We start from the raw sequence: 26,679 nt of genomic DNA, 5'->3' as shown, positions 1-26,679 counted from the left end.
CGAAGCATGGAGTTACGCAGATAAAGCGATAATGTTATAGTACTATAGGGAATATGGTAAAATTTGCCTTACTTAACGGCATTTGAATACTCAAATGTGTAGAATGATATAGCTGGAGAGGTGTCCGAGCGGTTCATGGTGACGCACTCGAAATGCGTTTTGGGGAAACCCAACGGGGGTTCGAATCCCCCCCTCTCCGTTTTTCCTTATTCTGTAAGCATTTAAATTGTTTAAGCTTTAAGTTATCTGGTTTAAATAACTAAACTTAGGTCATAAGTGTTCAATTATTAGATTGTGAATTTTGGATTTTAGATTGAAGAAAAAATTTAAAATTGACTAATTATTGTCATCTTGTAGTTTTTCCTGAGATTTCTGATCGTTTTGGGGTTGACTATCAATCGGTGAATTTTGCTTGTCCAGTGTTGGTACTACTACAGCAGAAGGATCTGAATGTTTGGATTCTGGCTGTTTGGATTCTGTCGGTGGCGCTGTTGGTATAACCACAGGATTTGATGGAATTACCGATTGAGGAGAAGACGAATTCTGATTAGAAGCGGGTGAGTTATTTTTTGGTAGTGGTGTGGGGGAAGCACTACGAGATGAACGAATCGCCCGTAGTTTTTCGACTAACGAGGGTGTGGGAGAAACGCTAGGTGAAGGTGCAGATTGCTCAAAATCGCGGCGTTGTGATTCTTGTGTAGGGCTGCTGGGTGTTTCTTCTGGGGAAGAACGACGATTACGCCGACGCTGCTTGGAATTATAAATAGGTGCTGATTCGGTTCTTGAGGTGGTGTTAGTCTCTTCACCCCTCTCTAAATTAGGAACTTTCGCAGGTGGTTCTTGAGTTGGCTGTTCAAAAATGGGTTTTGGAGTTGGCTGCGGCTGAGGTTTGGGTAAGATGCTAGTGATGCCAAAACCTGCTGTAGCAGCTACCAGGGCTACACCTATACCTATGAATATTTGAGATGACCCCAGTTTTTTTGCCAGTACATTTTCTTTGGCAATGCTTGGGTTGGGCTGCACCAATGCAGATGGTTTATGAATGCGATTCTGGGCAGTTTTTCCAAGTAAAGTTACTGCCTGTTGGGCAGATAAATTGACAGTTGGCACAGCATAAGTAGATAAGCCTTGCGGTGTCATATTCACCCCATTTCCAGGTAGCAGTTGTAACCACTCAGCAACTGTCGCTGGTCGAAAACGAGACTCCACCGCCATACCGCGCATTACGGCCTGGTTGACAGCAGCACTCAAATGTGGTTGCAGTTCGCGGGGGGAAGGCATTTGTTGGCGATCGCGCAATAATGCGGGCGTAGGAACCTGGGCTGTCAACACTGCATACAAGGTTGCTGCTAAACCATAAACATCCGTGGCGGGTGTGCGTGGTGCTTGCGTCAAATACTGCTCAATTGGAGAATAACCCTCAGAAACCAGACCCGTGTGAGTCTGTCTGACACTGCCATTAAATTCTCTAGCAATGCCAAAATCAATCAGTACTACTTCCTGGGTTCCTTCACGAAGGATAATATTATCTGGTTTGACATCTCGATGTAACAAACCGTTGTTATGCACTACCTGCAAGGCTGCCCCAATTTGCCGGATGTAATGAATTGCTGTGGCTTCAGGTAACGGTATCCCTGGTAATACAAATGCGTCTCCCAAGGTTTGGCCACGAATGTATTCCATCACCATGTAAGGCAGTCCAGCTTCGACAAAAAAATCACTAACTCGGACTATATTTGGATGAATACACGTAGCTAATCGTCTGGCTTCATCTTGGAATTGGCGCTCAAATTTTGCAAAATCAGGATGTTGTTGCAGCCGTTCATTGATGGTTTTCATCACCACCTCTTGACCCAAGTAGTGATGCGTAGCTTTAAAGGTAATGCCAAAGCCACCCCGCCCTATTTCTTGAATTAGGGTATATTTTCCATCCTGCAAAATTGTGCCTGCTAACATAAAGAGTCCTGAGTCCTGAGTGAGCAGATAACTAGCGAGTCCTGAGTCTTGAGGGATTCCTAAAAAATTTTCCCATATTATAGGCAGGGTTTTTGCCTGTTTATTTTACGGGATGATTTAGTTGTTGGAACTCTCCAAGCAAGAAAGACCTCCCCATAAGCACAACAGTTTTATCTTTATAGGATAACGCGAGCGAGAGTCAAGAAATCCTGAAGTAAGAAACAGGCTCAATTTATCTTCCACGCCTGTGATCTGATAACTAATACGCTACTTGCTACAATGCAAAATATTAATTCAGTAAATTAAAATTAAAGGACGCACTGAAGAAAATGCTCATTTTCTTAAAATCGCTGACCTATGCCTAAATGCACTTTGCTTTCTCCTTGGTCATTAATGCCATAGTCAGCCCGAATTAAGCCTAGTGGTGAATTTAATCGCACTCCAGCCCCAATAACCAAAACCATAGCCTGGTTTGCCTCGCACACCTGCTGGATCTCCTAATACAGTATCACCAGAGCCTAAGTCTGAGGCAAAGTCGGCAAATAATACACCCCCGACTATTGGTAAGACGGGAAAACGATATTCTGCGGAAGCTAACACATAACTGCGACCACTCCCCACATCTCCAGAATCGTAACCGCGTACTGAGTTGGAACCACCCAAGTTAAAGCTTTCGTAGGGCGGTAAGTTACCAAGCACAGTACCAGCTTGCAGATTCACAGCAAATACTTGTGGCTGTTTGGTGTTAAATAATTGGACTGGTAAATATTGGCTGTAATTGGCTTTGAGGCGCTTTAGCGCTAAAGCGCAACTACGAGCCAGTGATGATTATTTGCGCCCACTTACTTATAAGTTTTTGTAGTTAGAGTGAGGGATTTAGTAGGTGCAGCCGTTGCTTGCTGAGTAATATTGGCAGCAGCCAAAGTAGCTAAAGTCAAAATTGCAGTAGCAGAAATTTTCATAATATATAATATTTAACCTAATTAACTGAGAGTTAGTTCTACAAAGGTTCAGGAATATGGATAATACTAAATTCCAGTTTCTTTGCGGATTTTCCCATTAATAAGCTAAACCACATCTAGTTTACATATCTAAAATTTTTATAACTCTTGTGCGGTGGGCAACATGAGCGCCTTAATTATGCAAGTTTATTTGTGGAATAGCTTACCTTTGTATATACAGACAGTTAGTTATAATTTTTTGTTTCACGCTAACACTACCAGAGGCTCAGATCCCCGATTTATTGAATAAGTCGGGGATCTTTTTTTCGTAACTCCTTTTAGGATTGCTATATTTTTAGTGGATTAGTGTTAAATAGGACTTACGCAAAAGTAAAGCCTGTAGGGGCAATTCATGAATTACCCCTATGTGAAAATAAAAAAATGTTATCTCTTGTTTCTTCTATCCGGCCGAACCTGCGGTTGAGGTAAGGCTAGGGCTTTGCTGTTTCAGAAGTTCCACGACCTTTTCAGCAACACCCGTTGCTGAGGCTGGGTTTTGTCCAGTAACCAAGCGATCGCTCACCACGCTTTTCGCCTGAAAGTTCGGTGCTTTCTCTACTGTTGCACCCCGCTCAATCAACTTTGCTTCTAACAGAAAGGGTACTATATCGGTTAATCCGGCTGCTGCTTCTTCTTCGTTGGTGAAGACAGACACTTTCTTTCCGGCTACTAAATAATCATTGTTTGAAAGTCGGATGTTGACCAACGCAGCAGGGCCATGACACACCGCAGCAACTATACCACCTCGTTCGTAGATGCTTGCTGCAATGCTAGCCAACTGGGAATTTTCAGAAAAATCCCACATCGTACCATGTCCACCCGCAAAGAAGATTGCATTATATGCCGATGGATCAACCTCAGTTGGGGTCAAAGTATTCTCCACCTGTGCCATCTTCTCAGGGTTGTTGAGAAACGCAGCGTTCGCTGGATCGTTGAGATCAATTCCAATCATGGGTGCTTTCCCACCTTTGGGACTGACGTAATCAACAATCAAGCCAGCTCGCTCGAAAACGGCGACTGGGTGGCTCACTTCTGGCAAATAGTATCCGGTTTCTTTGCCTGTTTTCCCCAAGGTGTCATGGCTCGTTAAAACAACTAGAACTTTTTGAGACATAAAGTTACTTCCCATTATTAAATCAAAGATTGGCATCAGACAAACACTCAAAGAGTTTGTGTTTAGCTGATATAGGACTCCTATTTGATTTTTGAAAAATTATAAGAGCTAAGAGCTTACCGTATAAAGGTTTAGTTCTCAGTATATTTAGCAATAATCAACTCGGATTCCTATAGCTTTATACTAACCCAAGTTGCGGGTTATCAAAATCTGGGTGCTTTTCATATAACTCAGTGCTGATTCGTAAATAAATTAATAAATACTCAGTAATTTTCTCCTTGTAAAAGCCCTGACGCCACTTGCTTTATGCCGGGAAACCCTTCCACCGCAGTGGCTCCCCCTTGTAGGCGGCCTTTCTACTCGCTTGTTGAGGGACGGGCTAAACGCCCCGCTATCCCTAGCGGAACTCGGCACTCTTCATGGGATGATATGAGCATCACTTGATACTCACAATACTTACTGCGAGGTTCTATGAGTAATGTATCCCGATTATCCCTAACCTCTAACTCTCAAGCTGCAACTTCTCCTTTACGCTTACTTGTATTAAGTAATGGTCATGGGGAAGATATGATTGCGGTTCGGATTTTACAAGAACTCCAACGACAATCAAACCCACCAGAAATCTTTGCTTTACCTCTGGTAGGTGAAGGACGTGCTTACCAACAGTTGGATATTCCCCTCATCGGTTCAGTCCGCACTATGCCTTCTGGCGGCTTTATTTATATGGATGGCCGCCAATTAGCGCGGGATGTACGCGGTGGTCTATTACAACTTACCCTCACCCAGATAAAAGCTGTCCGCCGTTGGGTGAGTTCTCAAAAAAAATTAGGTAATAAAAAAGCGATTTTAGCTGTAGGAGATATTGTCCCGTTGTTGTTTGCAACTTTCAGTGGTGCTAATTATGCTTTTGTAGGTACAGCGAAATCTGAATATTATGTGCGCGATGAAGCTGGATTATTACCACGGAAATCTAAAGATGCGCGTTGGGAAAACTTTTCCGGTTCAGTTTACCATCCGTGGGAACGCTGGTTAATGAGTCGTCGCCGTTGTAAGGCGGTGTTTCCTAGAGATGCACTGACGACGGAAACATTAAAACAATGGCCAATTCCAGCTTTAAGTTTGGGTAATCCGATGATGGATGGTCTGCAACCAACTTTTTCACGCCAACAATTTTATAGTCTGGATAGCCAACAACAAGAGATAGTTCGACCTTTTGTAGTGACTCTTCTTCCTGGTTCCCGTCCGCCAGAGGCATACGCCAACTGGGAAATAATTATGATTGCTGTATCTGCGTTGATGGCAAGTTTCCAGGAGCGAAATTCGATTTTCTATACTTCTAACAGAGTGATGTTTTTAGGTGCGATCGCTCCGGGTTTAGACTCTCATATTTTATCCCAAAGTGTGCAATCTCAAGGCTGGCGCATTGAATCAGCATGTCCTATCCAAATCGCTGATGCAAACATCTTAACATTTAAACAAAGAAATGCATATTTATTGCTGACACAAAAAGCTTATAATGATTGCTTATATTTGGGAGATATAGCGATCGCTATGGCAGGTACAGCCACAGAACAGTTTATCGGTTTAGGAAAACCTGCGATCGCTATTCCCGGTAATGGGCCTCAATATAACCCTGCCTTTGCTGAAGCTCAAAGTCGTCTTCTAGGCTCATCTTTGATTTTAGTCGAGCAGCCAGCAGAAGTAGCAAAGGTTGTACAGTCTCTATTCAAAGATCCTGATATTTTGCAAATTATTGCCGAAAATGGTCTACGACGCATGGGTAAACCCGGAGCAGCGCTACGCATTGCAGAATGTTTACAGGAACAATTTTGATTGGCCATTGGGCATTGGTCAACAATCAATAGTTCTTCTCCTCCTACTCCCCCTGCTCCCTCTGCTCCCCCTGCTCCCCCTGCTCCCTCATCCCCAGCTTCTCATGCCACTAACCCAGAACGTAAAGCCCTTACAGCAGCTTGGGTACGGTCATCCGCACACAGTTTATTTAGAATATTACGAACATGGGTCTTCACAGTACCAACTGTAATGTAGAGTTTCTCGGCAATTTGCCCATTGCTACACCCAGCTACAATCAATTCTAAGATTTCCAATTCCCGTTGAGTCAGGGGGTATGTTTCCAAAACTTGCTCGTATTCTGACGCCAATGCCTCAATTTTTACAGTCTTCGGCGTTTTATCAGAACTTTGGCTCTCTCCAGGAATACCTTGCCGCATCTTCCGCAATACCACGTTGGCAATTGCTGGATCAATCCAAGAGTTACCGCCGTGAGTCGCTTGGATTGCCTCAGTTAATTTACTGATGCTTGTTTCTTTCATGTAATAAGAATCAGCACCCGCCGCAAAGGCTGCAAGTACAGCATCCTCTGTGTGATCCATTGTCAGGATGAGAATCTTCGTTGTCGTTTGCCCAGTTTCAGCTTGGTGGCGTTTAAATTTACGGGTCAGTTCAATGCCATCCATGTCAGGCAAACCGATATCTACAACCGCTACATCTGGCTTTGCCGTTTCCAAAAGTTTTAGTCCTTGGGTAGCATTTGCTGCTTCGCCAATTACTTTCAATGCGCTGTGAGACTGTAATGCTGCTCTTAGTCCCATTCGCGTTAAGTCATGATCTTCAATTAAAATAATGCTAATTTCATTCATCGCTACATTCGCTCTTACGCTGTTTGCATCTTTCAAAGTATTACTTTCTGTAAGCGCTATCTTTTTATTTTCCCATACTAAAGATAGATGATATTTCAAACACTCTGCATCCACCGATAGAAATAATAAACCTCCTATTTATTAGCATTTACATAGAAAATAAATCTAGCTAGAGATATATAGATACTTGCACCATAAGGATGAAAGATTGAGGCTAATACCAAATTGCTCCTGCTGTGCTGACAAGTTAGCTTTTATTTACCATGTTCCATTACTTAATTACTATTATCTTGTAAAAAGCTTACAAAAATGGACAAATTAGAAAAGGTAGAAATTACCTTACCAGAAAGCGAACGATGGTTTCAAGCGGTTTTTAACCAAACCTTTGGATTTATCAGATTGATGAGTACAACTACTCAAGCTTATGGTACATAATTAATGGTATGTAACTCTCACCAATGGGTGACGACAGCCGCTTGGGGACTCAATTACAATTGTTTTAAGCTTAGTAAAGTATTTTATTTTACTTTATATCAGCTATGTTTGCTGTCTTCAGGTCAATAATTTTCGGTTTGTTAATTACTAATTATTTTAGAATCATTGGTCTTTTGCTAGTAATTTAATTTCAATAATCTAGTAAATTAACAAAATTGAGGATAAAACAGGCTGATTTCAACCCAAATAAACGCCCAAAACAGTTATTAACAGACTATTTAGTGGAGGACAAGGAAGTTGATGTGATGAATGTCAAACAATCATTCAATAAAGTTAATATTATTAATCAGATTTACTTCGCAAAAAATGAGTTATAAGCACTAATGTTTACCTAACTTTATGATGATGGCAACGCTTAATATTGGATATTATGCCAAATGCCTTAGTCAAGAAAGTTACAGATTTTAGATGTCTGAAAATCTTATATTTTTTAGTTAGATAATATAAAAAGAGGAATGCTATACATCAAGCTATGTTTAGCAGCAAAAATAAAAACCGATGGAAGATACGCTGAAAATTTTGGTTGTAGATGATGATAAAGTAGACCGGATGGCAGTCCGTTGTGCTCTGGCTAAAGCAGGTATTCAAATGGAACTATCTGAACTAGCCGATGGCAATGATGCGTTTTCTATTTTAAGCACTACTGCCTATGATTGTGTTTTCTTCGGCTATCGCTTACTAGATCGGGATAGACTAACTTTAATTCAACAGCTACGTTCTTCGGACATTAAAGTTCCTTTAGTAGTCTTAACTGGTCAAGAAGATGAGCCAACTGCTGTCAAATTATTAAAAGCTGGTGCTACAGACTATCTCTTTAAGTCTAGGATATCTCCAGAAAACTTGGCGCAAGTTTTGCGGAGTGCGATTCGGGTTTATCGGGCCGAAATGCAAGCAGCTTTGGCAAAAGATCAGCTTAGAGAAAGTCATGAACAACTGATTCGTAAGAACCAAGAATTGGAGAGACAACAGCAACAGCTTCAAATGCAAAACTTGAAGCTATCCGAGGCATCAATGCTAAAATTACATTTTTTGGCAACTATGTCTCACGAACTTAGAACGCCGATGAATGCGATTATTGGTTTTTCACAAATACTGCTGCGTCCGAAGCTCAGTCAACTAACGCACCAGCAAGCAGATATGATTGAGCGCATCTTGAATAATGGTAAGCATTTGCTGATGTTAATCAATGAAGTTCTCGACTTTTCCAAGCTGGAGGTAGGACGATTAGACTTAAAAGCAGAAAGATTTGATGTCTCAAAGGTAACAAATCTCGCTGTAAGTGAAATGCGTTCGCTAGCTGAGTCCAAAAATTTATCATTGTTAGTGCAAATCGATTTGCAAAATTCTTTAATATATAATGATCCAGTTCGGATCAAACAGATTTTAATTAACCTGCTCTCCAACGCCATTAAGTTCACAGAGTCTGGTGAGATTTGGGTTGAAGTTAAAGAACTACCTGTAAATCGAGTGGCAATTATTGTTCGGGATACAGGTATTGGCATAGCAGCCAGAGATTTTAAACACATTTTTGAAGGATTTCGACAAGTCGATCAAACTCTGACTCGGAAATATCCAGGTACAGGTTTGGGTTTGGCAATTATAGATTCACTGGTGCGAATGATGGGCGGCAAAATTTTTCTTGAGAGCAAATTAGGGGTCGGTTCAATGTTTAAAATTGAATTGCCGCGCCAAATCATATTATCGTCTGTAGGAGCCGATGTACCTCTAAAGGTAGATGACAAAATGGTTTTTAGCTCTAGTCAAAATTCACATCATTCATCTTATGAAGTTAGGCAAGCATCAATAATATCTCCAAAATTTAAACTATAAATTACTTTCAAAAAAACTGATAAAAGTTGATAAATTATGTCTGTAATTGAAAATAATAATAAAATTTATCGCATCCTCGCAGTTGACGATACTCCAGATAATCTTATTTTGGTTGAAGCAATTTTAGAAAGTGAGGGGTATGAAATTCATTTGGTTTCAGATGGAATAAAGGCTTTGCGAGAAGTTGAACAATCTCCACCCGATCTGATTTTGTTAGATGTGATGATGCCGGGGATAGATGGTTATGAAGTGACACGTCGGATTCGGAATAACCCAGCAATTAGTTATATTCCAATTCTGCTGATTACAGCGTTTCACGAATCTAGTGTTGTCGAAGGTTTGGATGCTGGTGCTGATGATTTTATTCGTAAACCATTTGATACTGATGAACTACTGGCAAGGGTGCGATCGCTGTTACGTCTCAAGCACAGTTTGGACGAACAACAAAAAATGGCCCGCCAACGAGAAGACTTTGTTTCCCGTCTGACTCATGATTTGCGAACTCCTTTAGTAGCGTCCGATCGCATGTTGAATTTGTTTGAGATGGAAACATTCTGCAAAATTTCGCCGGAAATGAAACAGGCGATCGCAGTTATGATTCGCAGTAACAAAAATTTGATGGAAATGGTAAATACCCTCCTAGAAGTCTATCGCTTCGAGGCAGGTAAAAAAACGTTGAATTGGGAAGAATGCGATTTACGTGAGATATGTCAAGAAGTAGTGAGCGAACTGAGTCCTTTAACTAGTGAAAAAGGGTTGACTCTGAAAATAGACACTCGTGAATTAGATCCACTGAGGAAAAACACGGGTATTATTATGGGCGATCGCTTGGAACTACGGCGAGTGATAAACAACCTGATTGCAAATGCCATCAAATTTACAGATACAGGAGGCATCACAATCCGCATTTTTGAATCACCTAATTCAGTAAATTCCGATTCAGTAACAATCGAGATCCAAGATACAGGATATGGGATTGCGTCCGAAGATCAGGCAACAATTTTCGAGCGATTTCGCCAAGGCAAAAATAAACGCTCAGGTAGTGGTTTAGGGCTACATCTATCCCACCGCATTATAGAAGCGCACGCAGGAACTATCAAGGTAACATCTGAACTAGGAAAAGGTAGTTTGTTTACAGTGCAACTACCTAAAAATATTTAACTCTTTCACCAAATTTTAGATTTTAGATTTTAGGCGTTGGTTTGTGTTGCTCATCACAATTCTTCTTTAAAGGACATTCAAACTTTTGAAAGGTTTTTGCAAACGAGGCAAATGCTACCATAGCAACTAAGCCAATTATCATATTACCGACTTTCCGCACTTCATCGTGTAATATGCGTAGATTTCCCATAGGTGGAAAAAAATGGTTAAATCAACAACATAAATCGCCAATGGTATTCAATATTAATACTTAATAATTTGAACATTATTAGGAATTTTTATTGAAAAGATAGATAATACATTTTGAAGTGCGGAATGTGGGATATTATCTTCTGACTTTTAACCCCCGACTTATCGGGGGATTTTTGTTAGTAGCTAGTGAAGTGCGTAACTAGGTTTTAAACATGCTATAGATAGATGAAATGATGGATACCCCTGGTGTTGACCAGGGGCTTTTTATTTGGCAGCTACGCCTTAAATGTCAACACGGGACTCAACCGCGCCACAACATCCACCATTTCTGCCTCAACCTGCACATCAATTACAGACTGAATCGGTTTGTAGGCGATGGGTGCTTCTTCAATTCGGCGTTATTGACGCAGGGTGATGCAGTCTACCCCGGTTAATCCAAGTTCCGCCTCACTTTGGGATGCACCTCTGCGATTGAGATCGAAGCGAGAATGAATTCTTCCCGCCCCATGTGAGGCAGAATTACAAAATGCTGGATTGTCTCTACCCACCATCAGATAAGAATAAGCACCCATTGAACCAGGGATAATCACTGGTTGTCCAACATGGGCTGGACTTGCGCCTTTGCGTGTTACCCATCCCTGACCTTCTGGTAAGGTGATGTTATGCGGCAAGTCATAAACTAGAGGTGCTTCCACATCTTTATATACTTCTCGCAAACGCAGACGTAGCAGTTCCGCTAACAGCAGGCGATTGACAAAGGCATAGTTAGCAGCAGTGGCCTCAGCTTGCAGGTAACTGGCGACTAATTCGGGGTGAGAATGGGTAGAGAGAGGAAATATCTGAGAATCAGGATATTTCAAACCTTTTTGCCAAGTCGCCTTAGCTTTATCTCGCCACATTCCTCCAATATACTTACCCACATTTCGGGAACCAGAGTGAATCATAAAAGCTAGTTGTCCCTCGCGCACTCCCCAGGCGTGGGCAAGTGGGCGATTTTCGACTTTATCAACTCGCTGCACTTCTACAAAATGATTACCGCCGCCAATGGTTGCCAGTCCGCCATCGCGTACTAGTCCAGCATCGGGAACCAATTCTTCAGGCGCTAGTTTCCAGTCACCATCCATTGAACCACCTAAGAAGATGCGTTCGCTCTCTTGGGCTAGTTGTTGCAAATCAGACTTGATTACACTCCCCGTAGGCTGATCTAGCATGGCATCCAGCCAACCGGGAACTCCGTACTGAAATAGCGATCGCATTGTGTCAGCAGTCATTGTCACATCACGCGTACCGAAGAAGTAATCCCCCTTCATCTTTTCTACGAATTGGTCACGCTTTGCCAGGAATTCGTAGATTGTCAAATCAGCAACATGCAAGCGCATCCCACAATTGATGTCAGAACCGACCGCACCAGGGATAATTTGACCTACAGTTTCTACGACTGAACCAATGGCAATACCCGCATCACCTGGGTGAAAGTCAGGCGTAGCACAGGCACGACAAACACATCCACCTGATGGGTGACGGACGCTTGCCAAATTCGCTAACTGCTTGAGTGCCTTAGCTTCTACGGGGAAGCCTTCTGGTAGTAACACTTCTGCTACAGGCGCATCAGGAGAATTAACTAAGCGGACAGAATAAGTGCGATCGTTGTAAGTTACATCTAAACCCTGCCGCTCTAAAGCACGCAGGAGACGTTTGAGATTTTTTGGCTGCATGAAAACTCCAAATAGAGCCTTAAAAAAGACCCTTGGTTGTGAAGAGAGTAGGAGACTTGGGTTCAGCAGCCGCGTCTCAAGTGGTGCGGAGGGTCATTTTCCCAGAATCGTGGGGAAAACAACAGGTTATATAGCCTTGATAACACACACTTGCATTGGAAAACAAGTCTTTTGTAGTATTTTGTATTTTTAGTAGTTTATGTAATACGTCTGTAAAGAAATTTGAAGTTTAGCGAAAAACTTTTAAAATTCTCTAGACTCTCCAGCCGGCTAGAGAGTCTAGGATAAATTCAAGGCGACTCTCTTTCCAGTTATTTCTGACTGTTGACGGATTTCCTTCAGTCATCCATTTTGGTTTGGCTAGCTTTTCCACTCTATCCCGTAAATCTATGACTCTCGAACTCACAGTTCCCAACATGGCTTGTTCTGCTTGTGCAAGCACCATCACCAAAGCACTTCAGGCAGTCGATGCCAATGCTAGCGTTCAGGCTGATCCAACAACCAAGCTTGTCAGTGTAGAAACTCAAGCATCAGAAACAGCAATTAAGGAAGCGTTGGCTGCTGCTGGCTATCCAGTTGCTTAATCTTTAAGATCCTCCCACACCAATCACAGGGGTTCATCTAGTTATGGATACTCTCACACTCAAACTTCGAGGTATGAGTTGCGCCGCTTGCGCCAACAACATCGAAAAGGCAATTCGCTCTGTTCCTGGGGTAAGGGACTGCAATGTTAACTTTGGAGCAGAACAAGCTGCTATCAAGTACGATCGCTCTCTAGCTAATTTAGAGAAAATCCAAAGTGCGATCGCATCTGCGGGATACTCTTCTTACTCACTCCAGGAAGAATTGCTCACCGAAGAAGATGATGCAGAGATTGCGAGTAGGCAAGCATTACAACGCCAACTCTCCCTCAAGGTAATGGTGGGAGGTGTAATCAGCATTTTCCTATTTTTGGGGTCGTTGCCTATGATGACTGGGTTAAACTTACCCTTAATTCCCAGCTTCTTGCAAAATCCTTGGATACAGTTAGTGCTGACAACCCCCGTCGTGTTCTGGTGTGGTGGATCTTTTTACCGCAATGGCTGGAAATCCCTCAAGCGGCATACGGCGACGATGGACACGCTGATTGCTTTGGGTACAAGTGCAGCATATCTATATTCTTTGTTTGTTACTGTTTTCCCGAAATTTTTTATTGCTCAGGGCTTGATACCTCATATTTATTATGAAGTTGCCGCCATTGTCATTACCTTAATTTTGTTGGGGCGATTGTTAGAAAATCGCGCTAGGGGACAAACTTCTGAAGCCATCCGCAAACTCATCGGATTGCAAGCTAGAGATGCCAGAGTCATTCGTGATGGTAGAGAAATTGATGTTCCCATCGCCGAAGTCAGAATTAACGATGTGATTTTGGTACGTCCCGGTGAAAAGATTCCCGTAGATGGTGAAGTGATTACAGGCGCTTCGACGGTAGATGAAGCGATGGTGACGGGTGAAAGTTTGCCAGTCAAAAAGCAGCCAGGAGATGAGGTGATTGGGGCGACGATTAACGGTGCGGGTGCATTTCAGTTTCGGGTGACACGAGTTGGAAATGATACGTTTTTGGCTCAAATCGTCAAACTGGTGCAACAAGCCCAAGGTTCTAAAGCCCCAATTCAGCGCTTGGCAGATCAGGTTACAGGATGGTTTGTACCAGCTGTGATTGCTGTTGCGATCGCCACTTTCGTCATTTGGTTTTATTTCACGGGCAACCTCACCCTAGCAACAATGACAACGGTAGGTGTACTAATTATCGCCTGTCCTTGTGCTTTGGGTTTAGCTACCCCCACTTCTGTAATGGTGGGGACGGGCAAAGGTGCAGAAAATGGAATTTTGATTAAAGGCGCAGACAGCTTAGAACTAGCACACAAAATTCAAACTATCGTTCTAGATAAAACTGGTACTTTGACTCAGGGTAAACCCACTGTTACAGACTTTGTAACTGTCAACGGCACAGCTAATGGTAATGAAATCAAGCTTTTACAGTTAGCAGCAACGGTAGAACGCAATTCTGAACATCCTTTAGCTGAAGCTGTGGTGAAATACGCCCAATCTCAAGAAGTGAGTTTAACAGAGGTAAAGAACTTTCAGGCTAATGCAGGTAGTGGTGTGCAAGCAGTTGTTTCAAATCAGCTTGTGCAAATTGGTACACAACGCTGGTTAACAGAAATTGAAATTAATACTATAGCTCTCCAGCAGTATAAAGATGCCTGGGAAGCGGCTGGTAAAACAGTCATTTTGATTGCTGTAGATGGGGAACTACAAGGTGTAATGGGTATTGCCGATGCCCTCAAACCTTCCTCAGCAGCAGTGGTAAAAGCCTTACAGAAGTTAGGTTTAGAAGTAGTAATGCTGACCGGAGATAATCGTAAAACTGCTGATGCGATCGCTCTCCAAGTTGGCATCCAGCGAATCTTTGCCGAAGTCCGTCCAGATCAGAAAGCGGCGATTATCCAATCTTTGCAAGGGGAAATAGAGAGATTTCCAAAATCCAAAATCCAAAATCGTTCGACTGAGCGAAGTCGAAGTCCAAAATCCAAAATTGTCGCAATGGTAGGCGATGGCATAAATGACGCCCCAGCCCTAGCACAAGCTGATGTGGGAATTGCGATTGGGACGGGAACAGATGTAGCGATCGCAGCTAGCGATATTACCCTAATTTCTGGCGATTTACTCTTAATTGTGACAGCTATTCAACTTAGTCGCGCTACCATCAACAATATCAGGCAAAATCTCTTCTTTGCCTTTATTTACAACGTTATTGGTATTCCCATTGCGGCTGGAATTCTGTTTCCCATCTTTGGTTGGTTACTCAATCCAATTATCGCCGGTGCTGCGATGGCTCTTTCTTCGCTGTCTGTTGTTAGCAATGCTCTCAGATTGCGTAACTTTCAACCAAAAACTATCTCATAATTTTAGGATAATTTCGGAAATGTTCAGTAAAAAAATGCTTTGGGGAAGCCTTACAGCTTTAGTGTTTCTCACTGGAACATCAGGCGTAGTATTAGCAGAAATGCCAGCCCACTCGCCAGAGCAAAACAGCCAATTTTATCATATTGAGCAACCTTTGGGCTTGAAAGTTGGGGTTGCGATCGCAGGTTTAGCCTTAATTGGACTAGAATTATGGTGGTTTCTTCTTTATAAAAATCCTGAGTCTTAGATAAGAAACAAACAAATTCTTTTAATTTTTAATTTTGCCTTGCGGTACTAGTGTTTTGAATGATCGGACAAATTGTATCCTCATGCTGTCCGCCGATATTCTTCCAGCCGGAAAGTAATCCCTTTATTTCAGACCGTAAAGTTAACAACTGATCAATTTGGCGATCAATTTGCAAGAGCTTCTCTTCGAGCTTGTCTTGAATTTCATCACAGGGAGCTTGTCCTTGGTCATAAAGCTGAAGAATATTTCCAATTTCCTCTAAGCTAAGACCAAGATTTTGTGACCTTTTAATGAATGCTAGACGAGTTAGCACATCCAATGAAAACTGGCGGAAGCCTCCCTCTGTTCGTCTTGATGATTTAATTAAGCCTAAACTCTCGTAATAGCGAATTGTCCTGATGGGGATTTTACTTATATCTGTTACCTGACCAATTAAAAGAAGTTTTTTCTCTTGAGTTAACATAGGAAATTTCCAAATTATTGTAATTATTATTACATATCGTCATCCTATTTTAATGAAAATCATAAGATTCAGATCCCCGACTTCTTAGAGAAGTCGGGGATCTCGTTGTCCATGAATGATTTAGGATTGCTAGATTTTACTAGTTTATTCAGTCGTTTTAGAGGCTAAAAAAATATTGTCATCAGTAAGGGGGATTTTTATATAAATAGGGAATTTACTAAGTTTTAATTATTCCAATATCTAATTTAAATAGATATTGGCTTAGTTAAGCTTAATGGGCATATTTTTGACAATTTTAATATAATTTTTTTATAATTATACTTCTTACTTTTATCCATTGCTTGGGAACCTGTTGCTCATGGTACTGAAAGTAACTGTTTTTATCTAGTTCTCATGTTACTTCTAGATCAACAGCTTCACCTCAAGTGAAACCATAAAAATGAATCTCAACTCGCAGACTTTTAGTTCAACCCGTAAACCTAAAAACTTCAATAATCCAGAGCATTTTATTGAGGGATGGTATTGGGTAATACCCTCTCGAAATCTGCGGGTGGGTGAAGTAAAACCTGTCACTATTTTGGGCAGACAACTAGTGATTTACCGTGGTCAAGACAAAAGAGTAGCTACCTTTGATGCCTACTGTCCACACATGGGCGCTCACCTTGCTGAAGGCAAAGTTGAGGGTAATGCACTACGTTGTTTTTTCCACCACTGGAAGTTTGATGCTGAGGGAATGTGTATTGATATTCCATGTTTAGATACACCACTTTCCCTAAAGTTACAAACTTGGCCTACTGCTGAGAAGTACGGGATGATTTGGGTTTGGACTGGAGAAATACCACAACAACCCTTACCTTTTGTTCCAGAGTTGGAACAAAAAGAGTGTGATGTCGCTATCCATTCTCATTTTGTGATCAACTGTCACCCCAGCGTGGTGATGATTAATGCGATTGATGCTCAACACCTCAATACAGTTCACAAACTGCCAATAGAAATTATTTTTGAAAGACAAGAACTGAACGAGAATGCAATTATCTTCAGTAATACTACACCTATCAAAGACAATTTCTTTTTAATTAAGCTCATTCGTATTTTCTACAAAAATGCTATAACTTACAGTATTTGCTATTGGTATGGTAGCATTGGCATTGTAACACTTGGCCCTGATTTTTTCCATGTCCACATGATGGTTGCAGTTCGCCTCCACGAAGGGGGAAAAACTGAAGGTCAAGTTCTGTTGATGACTAAAAAACGTAAAGGAATTTTTAGTTGGTTATACAATCGAGTTGTACTATGGCTGACTAAGATTGCAGCTAAGTACTTTCTCATGGGTGACATCAAGATTCTTCAAACAATTCAGTTTGATTTGAAAACTCCCATCAAAGTAGATCAGCCAATCATGCAGTTTATTAACCATGTTGAAAAACAGCAATCTCTAATGTGGGGGACTTGGCAAGAAGAGCGATCGCGCGATGTGGAGAGCAAGCCCAAGCGCGAGAGATGGCAAGATACAATGAGTAATGATTAATATTATGTTTATCTGCCCAGAATTGGGTCAAGCTGCTTGGTCATTTAAACATACACGAAATCATACCATTGTCAACAAACTTTGCAACAAATGAATCGGTTCTAGGGGCGTACAACTGTACGCCCCTAAAAATGTAGGTATAGGAGATATTTGGTAAAATGGTATAACAATTAATCAAGGTTAAAAGTTCAACAAAATTACTTTTAACTTTTAATTTATTTTTGACTGGGCTACCAGATAAATAAAAAGAAGTGGCAAAGCCACTTCCTAATTCCCAGGTAGAACCTAAGTTATGAGTATAACCATTGCAAAAATTTGAAATAGTATAAACAAACACCAATTAACTTAATATCTATGTTTTCCTTGTTTTCTGAGTTAGGAAATTTTGATTTACATCAGCCAAATAACTGTATATTTACATAGTTTCATAATTGCAATGCAGACTTAATTTTATTAAACCTTATGTAAGTTGAGAACCGTAGTTTTCACCCTCTCCCTAAATCCCTCTCCCAAATCTGGGAGAGGGAGTTTGAAATTCTGTCTCCCCGAATCCCTCTCTCTGGGATTCGGGGTTGGGGGATGAGGGCAAATCCTTTTCATCATGGAAGAATTATAGGTTTCCAGATAGACGTGGTTTAGTTCATCGTTAAGATGTGCCAGTTTTGCATATTCATCAAAAAGCTGCTGTTTTAATTGATACTCGCGTAATAGCCTCAACAGCTACGGGAGCATCCCAATTACAGATTCCCGATTTTCCAATAACTTTATTTCATCACTCTAGTTGCGTTGAAAATTGCCAGCATTGCTACTCCGACATCAGCAAAGACAGCTTCCCACATTGTCGCTATACCTAAAATACCCAATCCAATAAATACAGCTTTAATGAATAAAGCAAAACCGATATTTTGCCAAACAATTGTGCGGGTTTTTCTGGCGATTTGGATTGCTTCTGCTACTTTTGATGGTGCATCTGTCATAATCACAATATCGGCAGTTTCTATGGCTGCATCTGAGCCTAACCCACCCATTGCGATACCAACATCTGCTCTAGCAATCACTGGTGCATCATTAATGCCATCGCCAACAAAGGCGACTTTACCATGCTTGCCGGCGCTGCTGATTATTTTCTCAATGGCATTAACTTTTTCTTCAGGTAATAACTCTGCTTCATAGCTATCTATGCCAAGGTATTCAGCAATTCCGGAAGCGATCGCTTGATTATCTCCTGTCAACATGACTATTTTCTCTATACCCATTCGCTTGAGTGCTTGAATAGCCTCTTTAGCATCTTCTTTTATCTCATCCATGATGATAATATATCCAGCGTAAATGTTATCTACTGCTAGATGAATAATTGTTCCCGCGACAGGGCATTTATCATGAACAATATTCTCTCTGTGGAGTAGGCGATCGCTTCCCGCTATCACTACCCTATTTTCAACTTTGGCTCTAATTCCATAGCCGGCTATCTCTTCATAATCTCTCATCTCAAATTCATCGATTTTGCCACCATAAGCATTGCGGATAGATTGAGCAATGGGATGATTTGAATGCGATTCTAATTGGGCAGCTAGTTGCAGGACTTCTTCTTTATTGAACCCATTTAAGGGAATTATTTGTGCTACTTTAAATGCGCCTTTAGTTAATGTTCCAGTTTTATCAAATACAACTGTATTAACTGCATTTAATGTATCTAGAAATGTAGAGCCTTTAACCAAAATTCCCCGTTTAGCCGCACCTCCCACGCCTCCAAAGTAACCTAAGGGGATACTGATAACGAGTCCACAGGGACAGGAGATAACTAGTAAAATTAGGGCGCGATAAACCCATTCTGAAGAAGTGGCGCCAGCAATGAATAAAGGAGGTAATAATGCAACTGCTAGAGATGCAAAAACTACTATTGGCGTGTAATATCGGGCAAATTTAGTAATAAATTTTTCTGTTTCTGCTTTTTTACTTTTGGCATTTTGCACCAAGTCCAAAATCTTAGCAATGGAAGAGTCATCAAATAGTTTTGTTACTCTAATGCTGAGAACACCCATTTGGTTGATCATTCCAGCCAAAACTGTCTCGGATAGTCTCACCGATCGCGGTACAGACTCTCCAGTTAATGCAGATGTATCGACTTGCGAATTCCCATCTATAATCTCACCATCTAAGGGAATCTTTTCCCCAGGTTTTACAACGATAATATCTCCAATCTTTACTGTATTAGGGGAGACTTTTTTTAATTCTCCCTCTGTTTGAATATTGGCATAATCTGGACGTACTTCTAATAAAGCTTTGATGGAATTACGGGAACGACTAACGGCAATATCCTGAAATAATTCTCCAATTTTATAAAATAACATGACTCCGACAGCTTCGGGTAATTTATGAATTGCGATCGCCCCTAGTGTCGCTACTGCCATTAAAAACGTTTCATCGAATATTCTCCCTTTAAGGATATTGCGCCCAGCAGTTTTTAAAACACTCCATCCACTTAATAAATAAGCAGGGATAAAAAGCAGATATTCACCTATTGAGTAGAATGTATTGTGTAATTGATTTTCAAAAATTACACCAGGCGCATATAAACTTAAAATCGCTACTAAAGGCAATACCTCATTTTTCAGATTGAATTCTCCACCGTGGTCGTGATTGTGGTCATGGTTATGATTCTCATCATGATTGTGATTATGATTCTCGTGATGGTCATGTTCACAGTTGCAACAACCTGAAGATTCTGAATGTACTTTCCGCTTCATTTTTTATGTTGAGGCTACTAAATTAATTGATATATAAGCCTGTTTCTAAATGTAATAAAAAAAAGAACTTTTTACAAGTTGCTAATTTAAGAACGAGAATCTATATCAAATTTATTGCTAAATATTTATCCTATTTTTTGGCTAATTTTAAGCTTATACTGATTTTAATAATGTAAAATATGACTTTTGTTCGTAGTGAGCGATTTATCGCTCTGCATAAGATTTCAAAGAGAAATTGCTGACATCAACCCAACAATTACCCACCATCTTGAGGATATGGAGGGGATTTAAATTTGCTAAAGTACACAACTTAGGTTTTAAAGCCAAATATCAAGCCTGTTTAACTTCTAAGTTCTGCTGTAGCAACTAATTTGCAATCAAACTAGGTAGCACAGGAACATTCTTGGGTAACAAGTGTCAGGCTAGCTATTCTTAGGCAAAATGCACTTGAAGTTTGAAAGTGAATCGAATACCCTAAACTAGTAGACAATTTTCTCAAGTAAATCTATGAACAAAAAAATTCTTTTGAATTTGCTTTCCACTTCCTCAATCTTTGTGTCGATGATGTCTACACTGGTGGCATTTCATCCTGCCCATGCTAGTGGCAGTATTACACAGCGATTGATGCACACACAAGACGGTCGTACCTGTATCACTAACCCACATGGTGGAACAGATTTTGTGTGCATTCGAGATTCAGAGAGAAAGATACCGTATACCTCATCTGCACGTTCCTCGACCATTGTCACATCAGTATCAGATCAAAATGTTGCTATGTTGAATTTTACTGACGCGGAAAGTGATGCTGCAATTAGGATATTTAAATGCGACTGCCCGCTATGTATAAATTCTTTGCGTCAGTTGCAGGGTACTGGAAACTTGGTGTACTAAGGTTGAATAGCGCTTATAGCGACTACAACTTTTGTTAAATACATGTGATTAATCACGTATAGAAGATATACGAAACCAAAAAAGCATTTTTAATACATCCTGAGTGCTACAAAACCAGTGTATTAGCAAAACGAGGCAATTTGTAAATAGATGCCTCGTTTTGTTGTTTCAAACTTAAAGCTCAGTATTTTTACTCTTAGTCCTTTTCTGGCTGAAAAGGTACAACGTAATTGGCAGAAATGGCGGATCGCTCCCGCCGATTGCTTTTCTGCTAAGTTTTTTTTCTGCCAAAACTCCGATGAAAGACCAATCAATTAATTTATTTAGGGGACTTCCAAGAAATAAATTACCCAATCTAGTGGGGTGGGCATCTTGCCCGCCCATATACAAGGGCGGGCAAGATGCCCACCCCACAAGAAGTAGTTGAGTATTTTTTTATTTGGAAGTCCCTAGCCGTACAGGGCTAACAATTTTAGGATCTATTGTTACGCCCATATTTATCGTGTTGATATTTTCCTTATATTTTCCTAAAACTTGGGATGCTACTATTTTAAAGCTGGGACTTGCCCGTAGTTCTAGCACCTCTACTAAAATAATTATTGCTAATCCATTGCAAAATAAAACTCCTGAACTAATGGAGTCGTTTGATACTCCAGTCGGAGCCTTGCCAGTGGTCAAATATGCTAACGACAACTGTTTGTATGCTAGGGCAACAACTGCTCATACCAATTATTATGGTGCTGATCAACTGAAAGATAAGCTAAAAAAACGATATCAGGTTCAGTGCGTACTGTGGGAATAAAATCACGAGATTGTTTTAACAATTCGCAATATCAGTGGGTGGTTTAGAAACAATTGTTCCTAGAGTTTTGGCTATATCTAAATTCATTCTTGGGACAGTTTGTAGGGGTAATTAATGAATTGCCCCTACACCATTTAGTTTTTCGTAAGTCCTGAAAATAAAAAAAGCAAAAACATTATCAAATACTCTCTGTGCCTAAGAGTGTCCTGTTTATTCAACCACCTCATTTACAGGGAATCTATCAATCAACTGCATCGCCCGATGAGCATTACGCTGAAAAGAGTCTGGCAAATGGGGAACGTGGGGTATTTGCGATAATAAATCCAACGTCCGCCGTAGAATTCTCACCACATCGCCTTCATCCAAGGTAGTGTTTTCGCATAGTTCTATCCACTCCATTCCTAGCGCCCATTGTTCCACGATCGCAATTAACTCAAACTCCAACCATATAGGCAGTGCTACGTTATACCGCCGTTGTAGTTGGAACATTTGGCGACGAATTCCCCGCAATTTTGCTAAGGCTTCTCCTACTTCATTACTAAGCTCAAAGTTAACCTTGCTATCTGGACGGGGGGTTTCCATCACCAAACCGGCGGCGGCGGCAGCTAAATGGTGCGGATCTAAGTTGTCCAATTCACCGCTAGCGAATACTAAACCTAGCCACAATTCATTCTCGCCTCGAATGGCGGCAGCAATTCGCCCTAATACTGTCGGCACTAAGTTATCTAAAGCGCCAAAGTGTTGCAGAATTGAGATTAAATTGAGAAATTCTTCCCAATGACGTTGTGACTGTTGCTCTACTTGCCCTTGCAACTGTTCAAGTTCGGCTTCTAGTTCAACATAGCGGGCTCGGCGCTTGAAAAGTGTGGCAGCATTGCCTGATTCATGTAGGGGATGAGCTTCTAATTGCTCTTGAACAGCAGCAGTGCGACTGAGTTGTTCTGCTACTTCTGGTGCCAGATGCAAAGATTCTATCGGATCGGGAATACGCGTGGCGATCGCAAATGTTTCTTGATTACCCCGGCGCGACTGTCCTGGCTTCAAAGGCATCTCTGGCGGTGGCAGGATATCAGGTGACACTTCAATTCGCGGCAGTTCGGCATATAAATCGACTACATCCCCTGTGGTTGCCACATACCAGCGATTATCATGTCCCAAGCATACCAAGTAAGGAGCTTGACCAGAACCGGGCGATTTTCCCACTAACACTGCGGTTACGGGCGTAGACACTGTGATGTTTTTCCCTTTGAGACTCAGCAGAGTTCCTGATACTGCAAAGCCCAACATCATCCCCAATTCTTCTTGTCTGTCTTCCTGCGCTTGCTCTTGCAAGGTTTTCAATATCTGGCGTTCCACTTTCAGGCGTTGCCGCAATTTCTCATAAATAGCCAGTTCATTTTCATCAACTGCGGCGATTTGCTCATGAAGTTGAGCTAATTGTTTTTGCAGTTCGGCAATCTCATCGTATTCTGGTCTTAAATGCAAGGTGGCCATATACTGCCCAAAGCTGCGTTCTATCAGTTCCCTGGTTTGCTCTAGGGTGTGTGTTTGCAGCAAGTTGAGTACCATGCCATAACTGGGCGTAAACTGGCTTACAAGGGGATCTGGCTTGGATGTTCCCAAATACGCCGCTTCTTTAGCTCCTTCAAAGGGAGTTTGGACTGTCACCACATGACCTTGTTTATCCATCCCCCGGCGGCCTGCTCGTCCCGCCATTTGCAAGAATTCGGAAGCGTTCAACAAGCGGTGTCCAGTATCGGTACGCTTGGAAAGGGTAGAAATTACCGTTGTCCGGGCGGGCATATTAATTCCCGCCGCTAATGTTTCAGTAGCGAATACTACTTTAATCAGCCCCTGCTGGAATAGTTCTTCTACGAGTGCTTTCCAAGCAGGTAAAATTCCAGCGTGGTGAGCAGCAATTCCCCGGTATAGGGGTGCAATTTGTCCAGAACGCCCTGCTTCGGGATTGCGGGCTAAAAAGTCATCAATCTGTTGTCGCAAAATCTGGGATTCTTCATTATTTACCAGCCATAAATCCCCTACTTCTGCCACGGCTTTATCACATCCCCGGCGGCTGAAGATAAAGTAAATCGCTGGTAGCATATCCCGTTGCTCTAACTGGCTCAGGGTAAAAACTATTCCAGGAGCCTCTGGTCTACCACTTCTGGCCTTGTCCCTTTCTCCCCCTCTCCCCTTCTTCTTCTGAATCAGGCGGGGGTTAATTTTGGTTTTGCTATCATTCAGTAGGGGAAATAACCCTTTGGGATTGCAAAAGTGAAATTCCAAGGGAACTGGGCGAAAATCGGAGTAAATCAGGTCAGTTGGCCCGTGAACGCGATTTAGCCAATCGGTGAGTTGATCGCTATTGGCAACCGTTGCTGAGAGGGCTGCCACTTGCACTTCCCGGGGACAATAGATGATTGATTCTTCCCAAACAGTACCGCGCTGGCGATCGTTCATGTAGTGGCACTCATCAAGTATCACTGCATCAACGTCTACTAATGAGATGCCGACTTGCCCAATGGGTGTGCCATAGAGCATATTTCGGAAAATTTCTGTGGTCATCACCAAAATCGGTGCATCTCTGTTAATCGAAGCATCTCCAGTTAATAGTCCGACTTGATCAAAGCCGAATCTTTCTCGAAAGTCACGCAATTTTTGATTCGACAGCGCTTTTAGGGGAGTAGTATAAAATACACGTTTTCCTCGCGCCAGGGCGCGATAAATGGCGTATTCCCCAACTAATGTTTTGCCCGAACCTGTGGGCGCACATACGACTACGGAGCGTCCGGCGTTTAGGGACGCGATCGCTTCTTTTTGAAACTGATCCAGATCAAAGGGAAATATAGACCCTAAGTCAAGTTCTGGAGACGGTGCAGGATAATTCACTCAATCACATTTGCAACCAGATTGTTTACTATACTAACGAGTCTTTTGTCAACTGCGTTATTAGTCATTTGTCATTGGTCATTAGTCATTAGTTTTTCACAAAGGATAAAGGACAAATAACAAAGGACTCTTAATTATTTTCCCAGTTCTTGCGATCGCTCTGTGGCGGCTTTGACTGCTTCTATTAAAGCTGAACGAAATCCTGCCTGTTCTAGCTTGGCAATTCCCGCAATGGTTGTACCACCGGGACTGGTAACGCGATCTTTGAGTTCTGCTGGGTGCATTTTGGTTTCATGTAACAGTTTCGCTGTTCCTAATACGGTTTGCAAGGCTAGTTGATTGGCAATTGCTCTAGGTAAACCTGCGGATACTCCGCCATCAGCAAGTGCTTCTACCAAGAGCGCCACGTAAGCAGGCCCGCTACCAGATAGCCCTGTGACTGCATCCATCAGTCCTTCTGAGACTTCCACTACTTCCCCCACAGCAGAAAAAACCTGCTGTGCTATTTGGTGGTGCTTGGCATTGGTGTATGCACCCGAACAGATGGCGGTAATTCCTGCTCCCACTGTTGCTGGGGTGTTGGGCATTGCTCTAATAACTGGCAATTGCACAAATGCAGCTTCTAGCTGACTCAAAGGCACACCCGCTAATATGGAAATTATTAGGGGTGAGTGTTCTTTATTAAGAATATCAATATCTGTTAATTCTTGAGCGATCGCGCTGAACACCTGTGGTTTTACTGCCAATAAGACAACTTCTTTGACTTGGGCGAAAACTTGGCTATTATCTGTCGTCACAGCAACATCGTATTGCTGTTTTAAAAAATCTAGGCGTGAAGATAGCGGTTCGCTAACTATGATTTCTGATGATTCATAAATTCCACGCGCAATAAGGCGGGATAAGAGCGCTTCTCCCATTACCCCACCACCAATTAAGCCAAATTTTATAGTCATTGATAGTTTGTCATCTCTCATTAGTCGGTTGTCCTTTGTCATTTATCACTATTCTTAAAACCCAGGACTAATCACAAAGGACAAAGGACTAACAACTAATTTAACTTTATTGTGCCATCCGGTTGGTTTCGTTGCCCCAGGTTTGATTTTGAGAACCTGTAGGACGAGAGGAACGGGCTGGCGGTTGTGGTACTTCATGAAGAACGCCACCTTGGGTGCTAACTTGCACACAGCTTGGTGTAAACAAGAAGATGCTCTCACCGATGCGCTCTTGATGTCCATCTAGTGCGTAAGTACCACCTGCAACAAAATCTACTGCTCGTTGAGCTTGATCTGGGTCCATTATTGTCAGATTTAATACAACTGACTTGCGTTCTCGCAACGCTTGAATTGCCTGGGGCATTTCTTCAAAGGTGCGTGGTTCGAGTACTAAAACTTCCGAAATTCCGTTAATTGCTCCTGGCATACCAATCACATTCCCCATTGGCTTTGAACCTGCTGTTATATCATCTCCCATTGTAGGCACTGGTTCCCGCCAGCGACGATTTTGAGCGGCTGGGCTTTCCTGTGGTGCCGGTGGTTGGGGATTTTCTTGCTGATACAGGTTTTGGTAATTATTATCTGTTTCTGGTTCTTCTTCGTAATACTCGTATTCCACTTGCTCATTTAGACCCACAAAGTCTCTGAGTTTGGAAAATATATTGTTCATGGTCTGTGTACTCTCCTGGTGCGAATAGCCTGTATTGACTTGGGCAATGGATTGATTGAGTAGGAGCGATCGCTAGATCGGTGATACTACCCTACATCGGTGGATATTACAGCAAGTATATTGCTATTTGTAACCCATACTACTGGTTTTGGCGATTAACTGACACTTCTTAAAGAGGTCTGTGCATCGCCTAAACATAATAATGAGTCAAAATTATATCCTAAGGTATGTCCTAAGGAAAGCTCTTTTTACCCCATTTTCCCTTAGCGATTGCTTTTGTCAATACTATATCCTTTGTTTCTTATTGCACCAGTCTGTTACAAAATTCTTGTCATCAAATCCTGATCTCTATTAATACTGAAGATCGAGGCTGATAA

General features: G+C 41.8%; 18 protein-coding genes, 1 tRNA gene and 2 pseudogenes. 11 read left to right on the top strand and 10 right to left on the bottom strand.

Annotated features, from left to right (window positions below):
• The first annotated feature begins 114 nt into the window (after positions 1 to 114).
• A tRNA-Ser gene (locus V7K32_RS12450) sits at positions 115 to 199 on the top strand.
• A 137-nt stretch (positions 200 to 336) separates the two neighbouring features.
• Here V7K32_RS12450 and V7K32_RS12445 read toward each other — a convergent pair.
• From V7K32_RS12445 to V7K32_RS12435, 3 genes and pseudogenes are all read right to left on the bottom strand, one after another.
• Positions 337 to 1,956, bottom strand: coding sequence for a serine/threonine protein kinase (locus V7K32_RS12445; protein ID WP_334993559.1), 1,620 nt, complete (start codon positions 1,954 to 1,956; stop codon positions 337 to 339).
• Between the two features lie 341 nt (positions 1,957 to 2,297).
• A pseudogene (locus V7K32_RS12440) lies at positions 2,298 to 2,748 on the bottom strand (BamA/TamA family outer membrane protein); the annotation flags it as partial.
• Positions 2,749 to 3,357: 609 nt separating this feature from the next.
• Entirely contained in the window at positions 3,358 to 4,071 is a 714-nt protein-coding gene (locus tag V7K32_RS12435) for a type 1 glutamine amidotransferase domain-containing protein (RefSeq protein ID WP_334993557.1), read from the bottom strand.
• 471 nt (positions 4,072 to 4,542) lie between these two features.
• Here V7K32_RS12435 and V7K32_RS12430 point away from each other — a divergent pair, with 471 nt between their 5' ends.
• Positions 4,543 to 5,904 (top strand): lipid-A-disaccharide synthase-related protein, encoded by a 1,362-nt coding sequence (locus V7K32_RS12430; RefSeq protein ID WP_334993555.1) that lies wholly within the window; start codon positions 4,543 to 4,545, stop codon positions 5,902 to 5,904.
• Positions 5,905 to 6,005: 101 nt separating this feature from the next.
• Here the strand turns inward: V7K32_RS12430 and V7K32_RS12425 are convergent, their stop codons facing one another.
• Positions 6,006 to 6,731, bottom strand: a complete 726-nt coding sequence (locus V7K32_RS12425; RefSeq protein WP_334993553.1) for a response regulator transcription factor — start codon at positions 6,729 to 6,731, stop codon at positions 6,006 to 6,008.
• A gap of 309 nt (positions 6,732 to 7,040) precedes the next feature.
• On the opposite strand from V7K32_RS12425, the gene V7K32_RS12420 reads away from it, so the two are divergent.
• The 3 genes from V7K32_RS12420 to V7K32_RS12410 all read left to right on the top strand — a co-directional run bounded on the left by V7K32_RS12420 (position 7,041) and on the right by V7K32_RS12410 (position 10,217).
• Positions 7,041 to 7,166 carry a hypothetical protein gene (locus tag V7K32_RS12420; protein ID WP_334993551.1) on the top strand — a complete coding sequence of 42 codons (126 nt, stop codon included), beginning with the start codon at positions 7,041 to 7,043 and terminating at the stop codon, positions 7,164 to 7,166.
• Between the two features lie 558 nt (positions 7,167 to 7,724).
• Positions 7,725 to 9,056, top strand: a complete 1,332-nt coding sequence (locus V7K32_RS12415; protein ID WP_334993549.1) for an ATP-binding response regulator — start codon at positions 7,725 to 7,727, stop codon at positions 9,054 to 9,056.
• Between the two features lie 36 nt (positions 9,057 to 9,092).
• Positions 9,093 to 10,217: a hybrid sensor histidine kinase/response regulator gene (locus V7K32_RS12410; protein ID WP_334993548.1), complete on the top strand. Its 1,125-nt coding sequence runs from the start codon at positions 9,093 to 9,095 to the stop codon at positions 10,215 to 10,217.
• Positions 10,218 to 10,684: 467 nt separating this feature from the next.
• Here the strand turns inward: V7K32_RS12410 and V7K32_RS12405 are convergent.
• Positions 10,685 to 12,124 (bottom strand): annotated as a pseudogene (locus tag V7K32_RS12405) (RtcB family protein).
• A 389-nt stretch (positions 12,125 to 12,513) separates the two neighbouring features.
• Between V7K32_RS12405 and V7K32_RS12400 the strand changes: the two are divergent.
• From V7K32_RS12400 to V7K32_RS12390, 3 genes are read left to right on the top strand one after another with little or no spacing between them, the layout of a single operon-like run.
• Complete coding sequence (locus V7K32_RS12400) at positions 12,514 to 12,708, top strand: heavy-metal-associated domain-containing protein (protein WP_334993546.1); 195 nt, start codon at positions 12,514 to 12,516, stop codon at positions 12,706 to 12,708.
• A gap of 43 nt (positions 12,709 to 12,751) precedes the next feature.
• Positions 12,752 to 15,073, top strand: coding sequence for a heavy metal translocating P-type ATPase (locus V7K32_RS12395; RefSeq protein WP_334993544.1), 2,322 nt, complete (start codon positions 12,752 to 12,754; stop codon positions 15,071 to 15,073).
• A 19-nt stretch (positions 15,074 to 15,092) separates the two neighbouring features.
• Complete coding sequence (locus V7K32_RS12390; protein WP_334993542.1) at positions 15,093 to 15,320, top strand: hypothetical protein; 228 nt, start codon at positions 15,093 to 15,095, stop codon at positions 15,318 to 15,320.
• Positions 15,321 to 15,348: 28 nt separating this feature from the next.
• On the opposite strand, the gene V7K32_RS12385 is transcribed toward V7K32_RS12390, so the two are convergent.
• The gene (locus V7K32_RS12385) at positions 15,349 to 15,783 is read right to left on the bottom strand and encodes a heavy metal-responsive transcriptional regulator (RefSeq protein ID WP_334993540.1); all 435 of its coding nucleotides are present in this window, start codon (positions 15,781 to 15,783) and stop codon (positions 15,349 to 15,351) included.
• Positions 15,784 to 16,222: 439 nt separating this feature from the next.
• On the opposite strand from V7K32_RS12385, the gene V7K32_RS12380 reads away from it, so the two are divergent.
• Positions 16,223 to 17,311 (top strand): aromatic ring-hydroxylating dioxygenase subunit alpha, encoded by a 1,089-nt coding sequence (locus V7K32_RS12380; RefSeq protein ID WP_334993538.1) that lies wholly within the window; start codon positions 16,223 to 16,225, stop codon positions 17,309 to 17,311.
• Between the two features lie 764 nt (positions 17,312 to 18,075).
• Here the strand turns inward: V7K32_RS12380 and V7K32_RS12375 are convergent.
• The gene (locus tag V7K32_RS12375; RefSeq protein ID WP_334993536.1) at positions 18,076 to 20,058 is read right to left on the bottom strand and encodes a heavy metal translocating P-type ATPase; all 1,983 of its coding nucleotides are present in this window, start codon (positions 20,056 to 20,058) and stop codon (positions 18,076 to 18,078) included.
• A gap of 507 nt (positions 20,059 to 20,565) precedes the next feature.
• Here V7K32_RS12375 and V7K32_RS12370 point away from each other — a divergent pair.
• Together V7K32_RS12370 and V7K32_RS12365 are read left to right on the top strand one after the other, a co-directional pair.
• Positions 20,566 to 20,949, top strand: coding sequence for a hypothetical protein (locus V7K32_RS12370; RefSeq protein WP_334993534.1), 384 nt, complete (start codon positions 20,566 to 20,568; stop codon positions 20,947 to 20,949).
• A gap of 439 nt (positions 20,950 to 21,388) precedes the next feature.
• Positions 21,389 to 21,751, top strand: coding sequence for a hypothetical protein (locus V7K32_RS12365; RefSeq protein WP_334993532.1), 363 nt, complete (start codon positions 21,389 to 21,391; stop codon positions 21,749 to 21,751).
• Positions 21,752 to 21,961: 210 nt separating this feature from the next.
• Here the strand turns inward: V7K32_RS12365 and V7K32_RS12360 are convergent, their stop codons facing one another.
• From V7K32_RS12360 to V7K32_RS12350, 3 genes are all read right to left on the bottom strand, one after another.
• Positions 21,962 to 24,640: a DEAD/DEAH box helicase gene (locus tag V7K32_RS12360; protein WP_334993530.1), complete on the bottom strand. Its 2,679-nt coding sequence runs from the start codon at positions 24,638 to 24,640 to the stop codon at positions 21,962 to 21,964.
• Positions 24,641 to 24,774: 134 nt separating this feature from the next.
• On the bottom strand, positions 24,775 to 25,593 hold the full coding sequence (gene proC / locus V7K32_RS12355) for a pyrroline-5-carboxylate reductase (protein WP_334993528.1): 819 nt from the start codon (positions 25,591 to 25,593) through the stop codon (positions 24,775 to 24,777).
• Between the two features lie 106 nt (positions 25,594 to 25,699).
• Positions 25,700 to 26,302 carry a cell division protein SepF gene (locus V7K32_RS12350; protein WP_334993526.1) on the bottom strand — a complete coding sequence of 201 codons (603 nt, stop codon included), beginning with the start codon at positions 26,300 to 26,302 and terminating at the stop codon, positions 25,700 to 25,702.
• Positions 26,303 to 26,679: the final 377 nt, after the last annotated feature.

It is taken from the genome of Nostoc sp., assembly GCF_036917635.1.
In the GTDB taxonomy this organism is placed as follows: domain Bacteria; phylum Cyanobacteriota; class Cyanobacteriia; order Cyanobacteriales; family Nostocaceae; genus Nostoc.
Note: the sequence above shows the minus strand (reverse complement) of the source record. Positions and strands in the feature narration are given on the sequence as shown.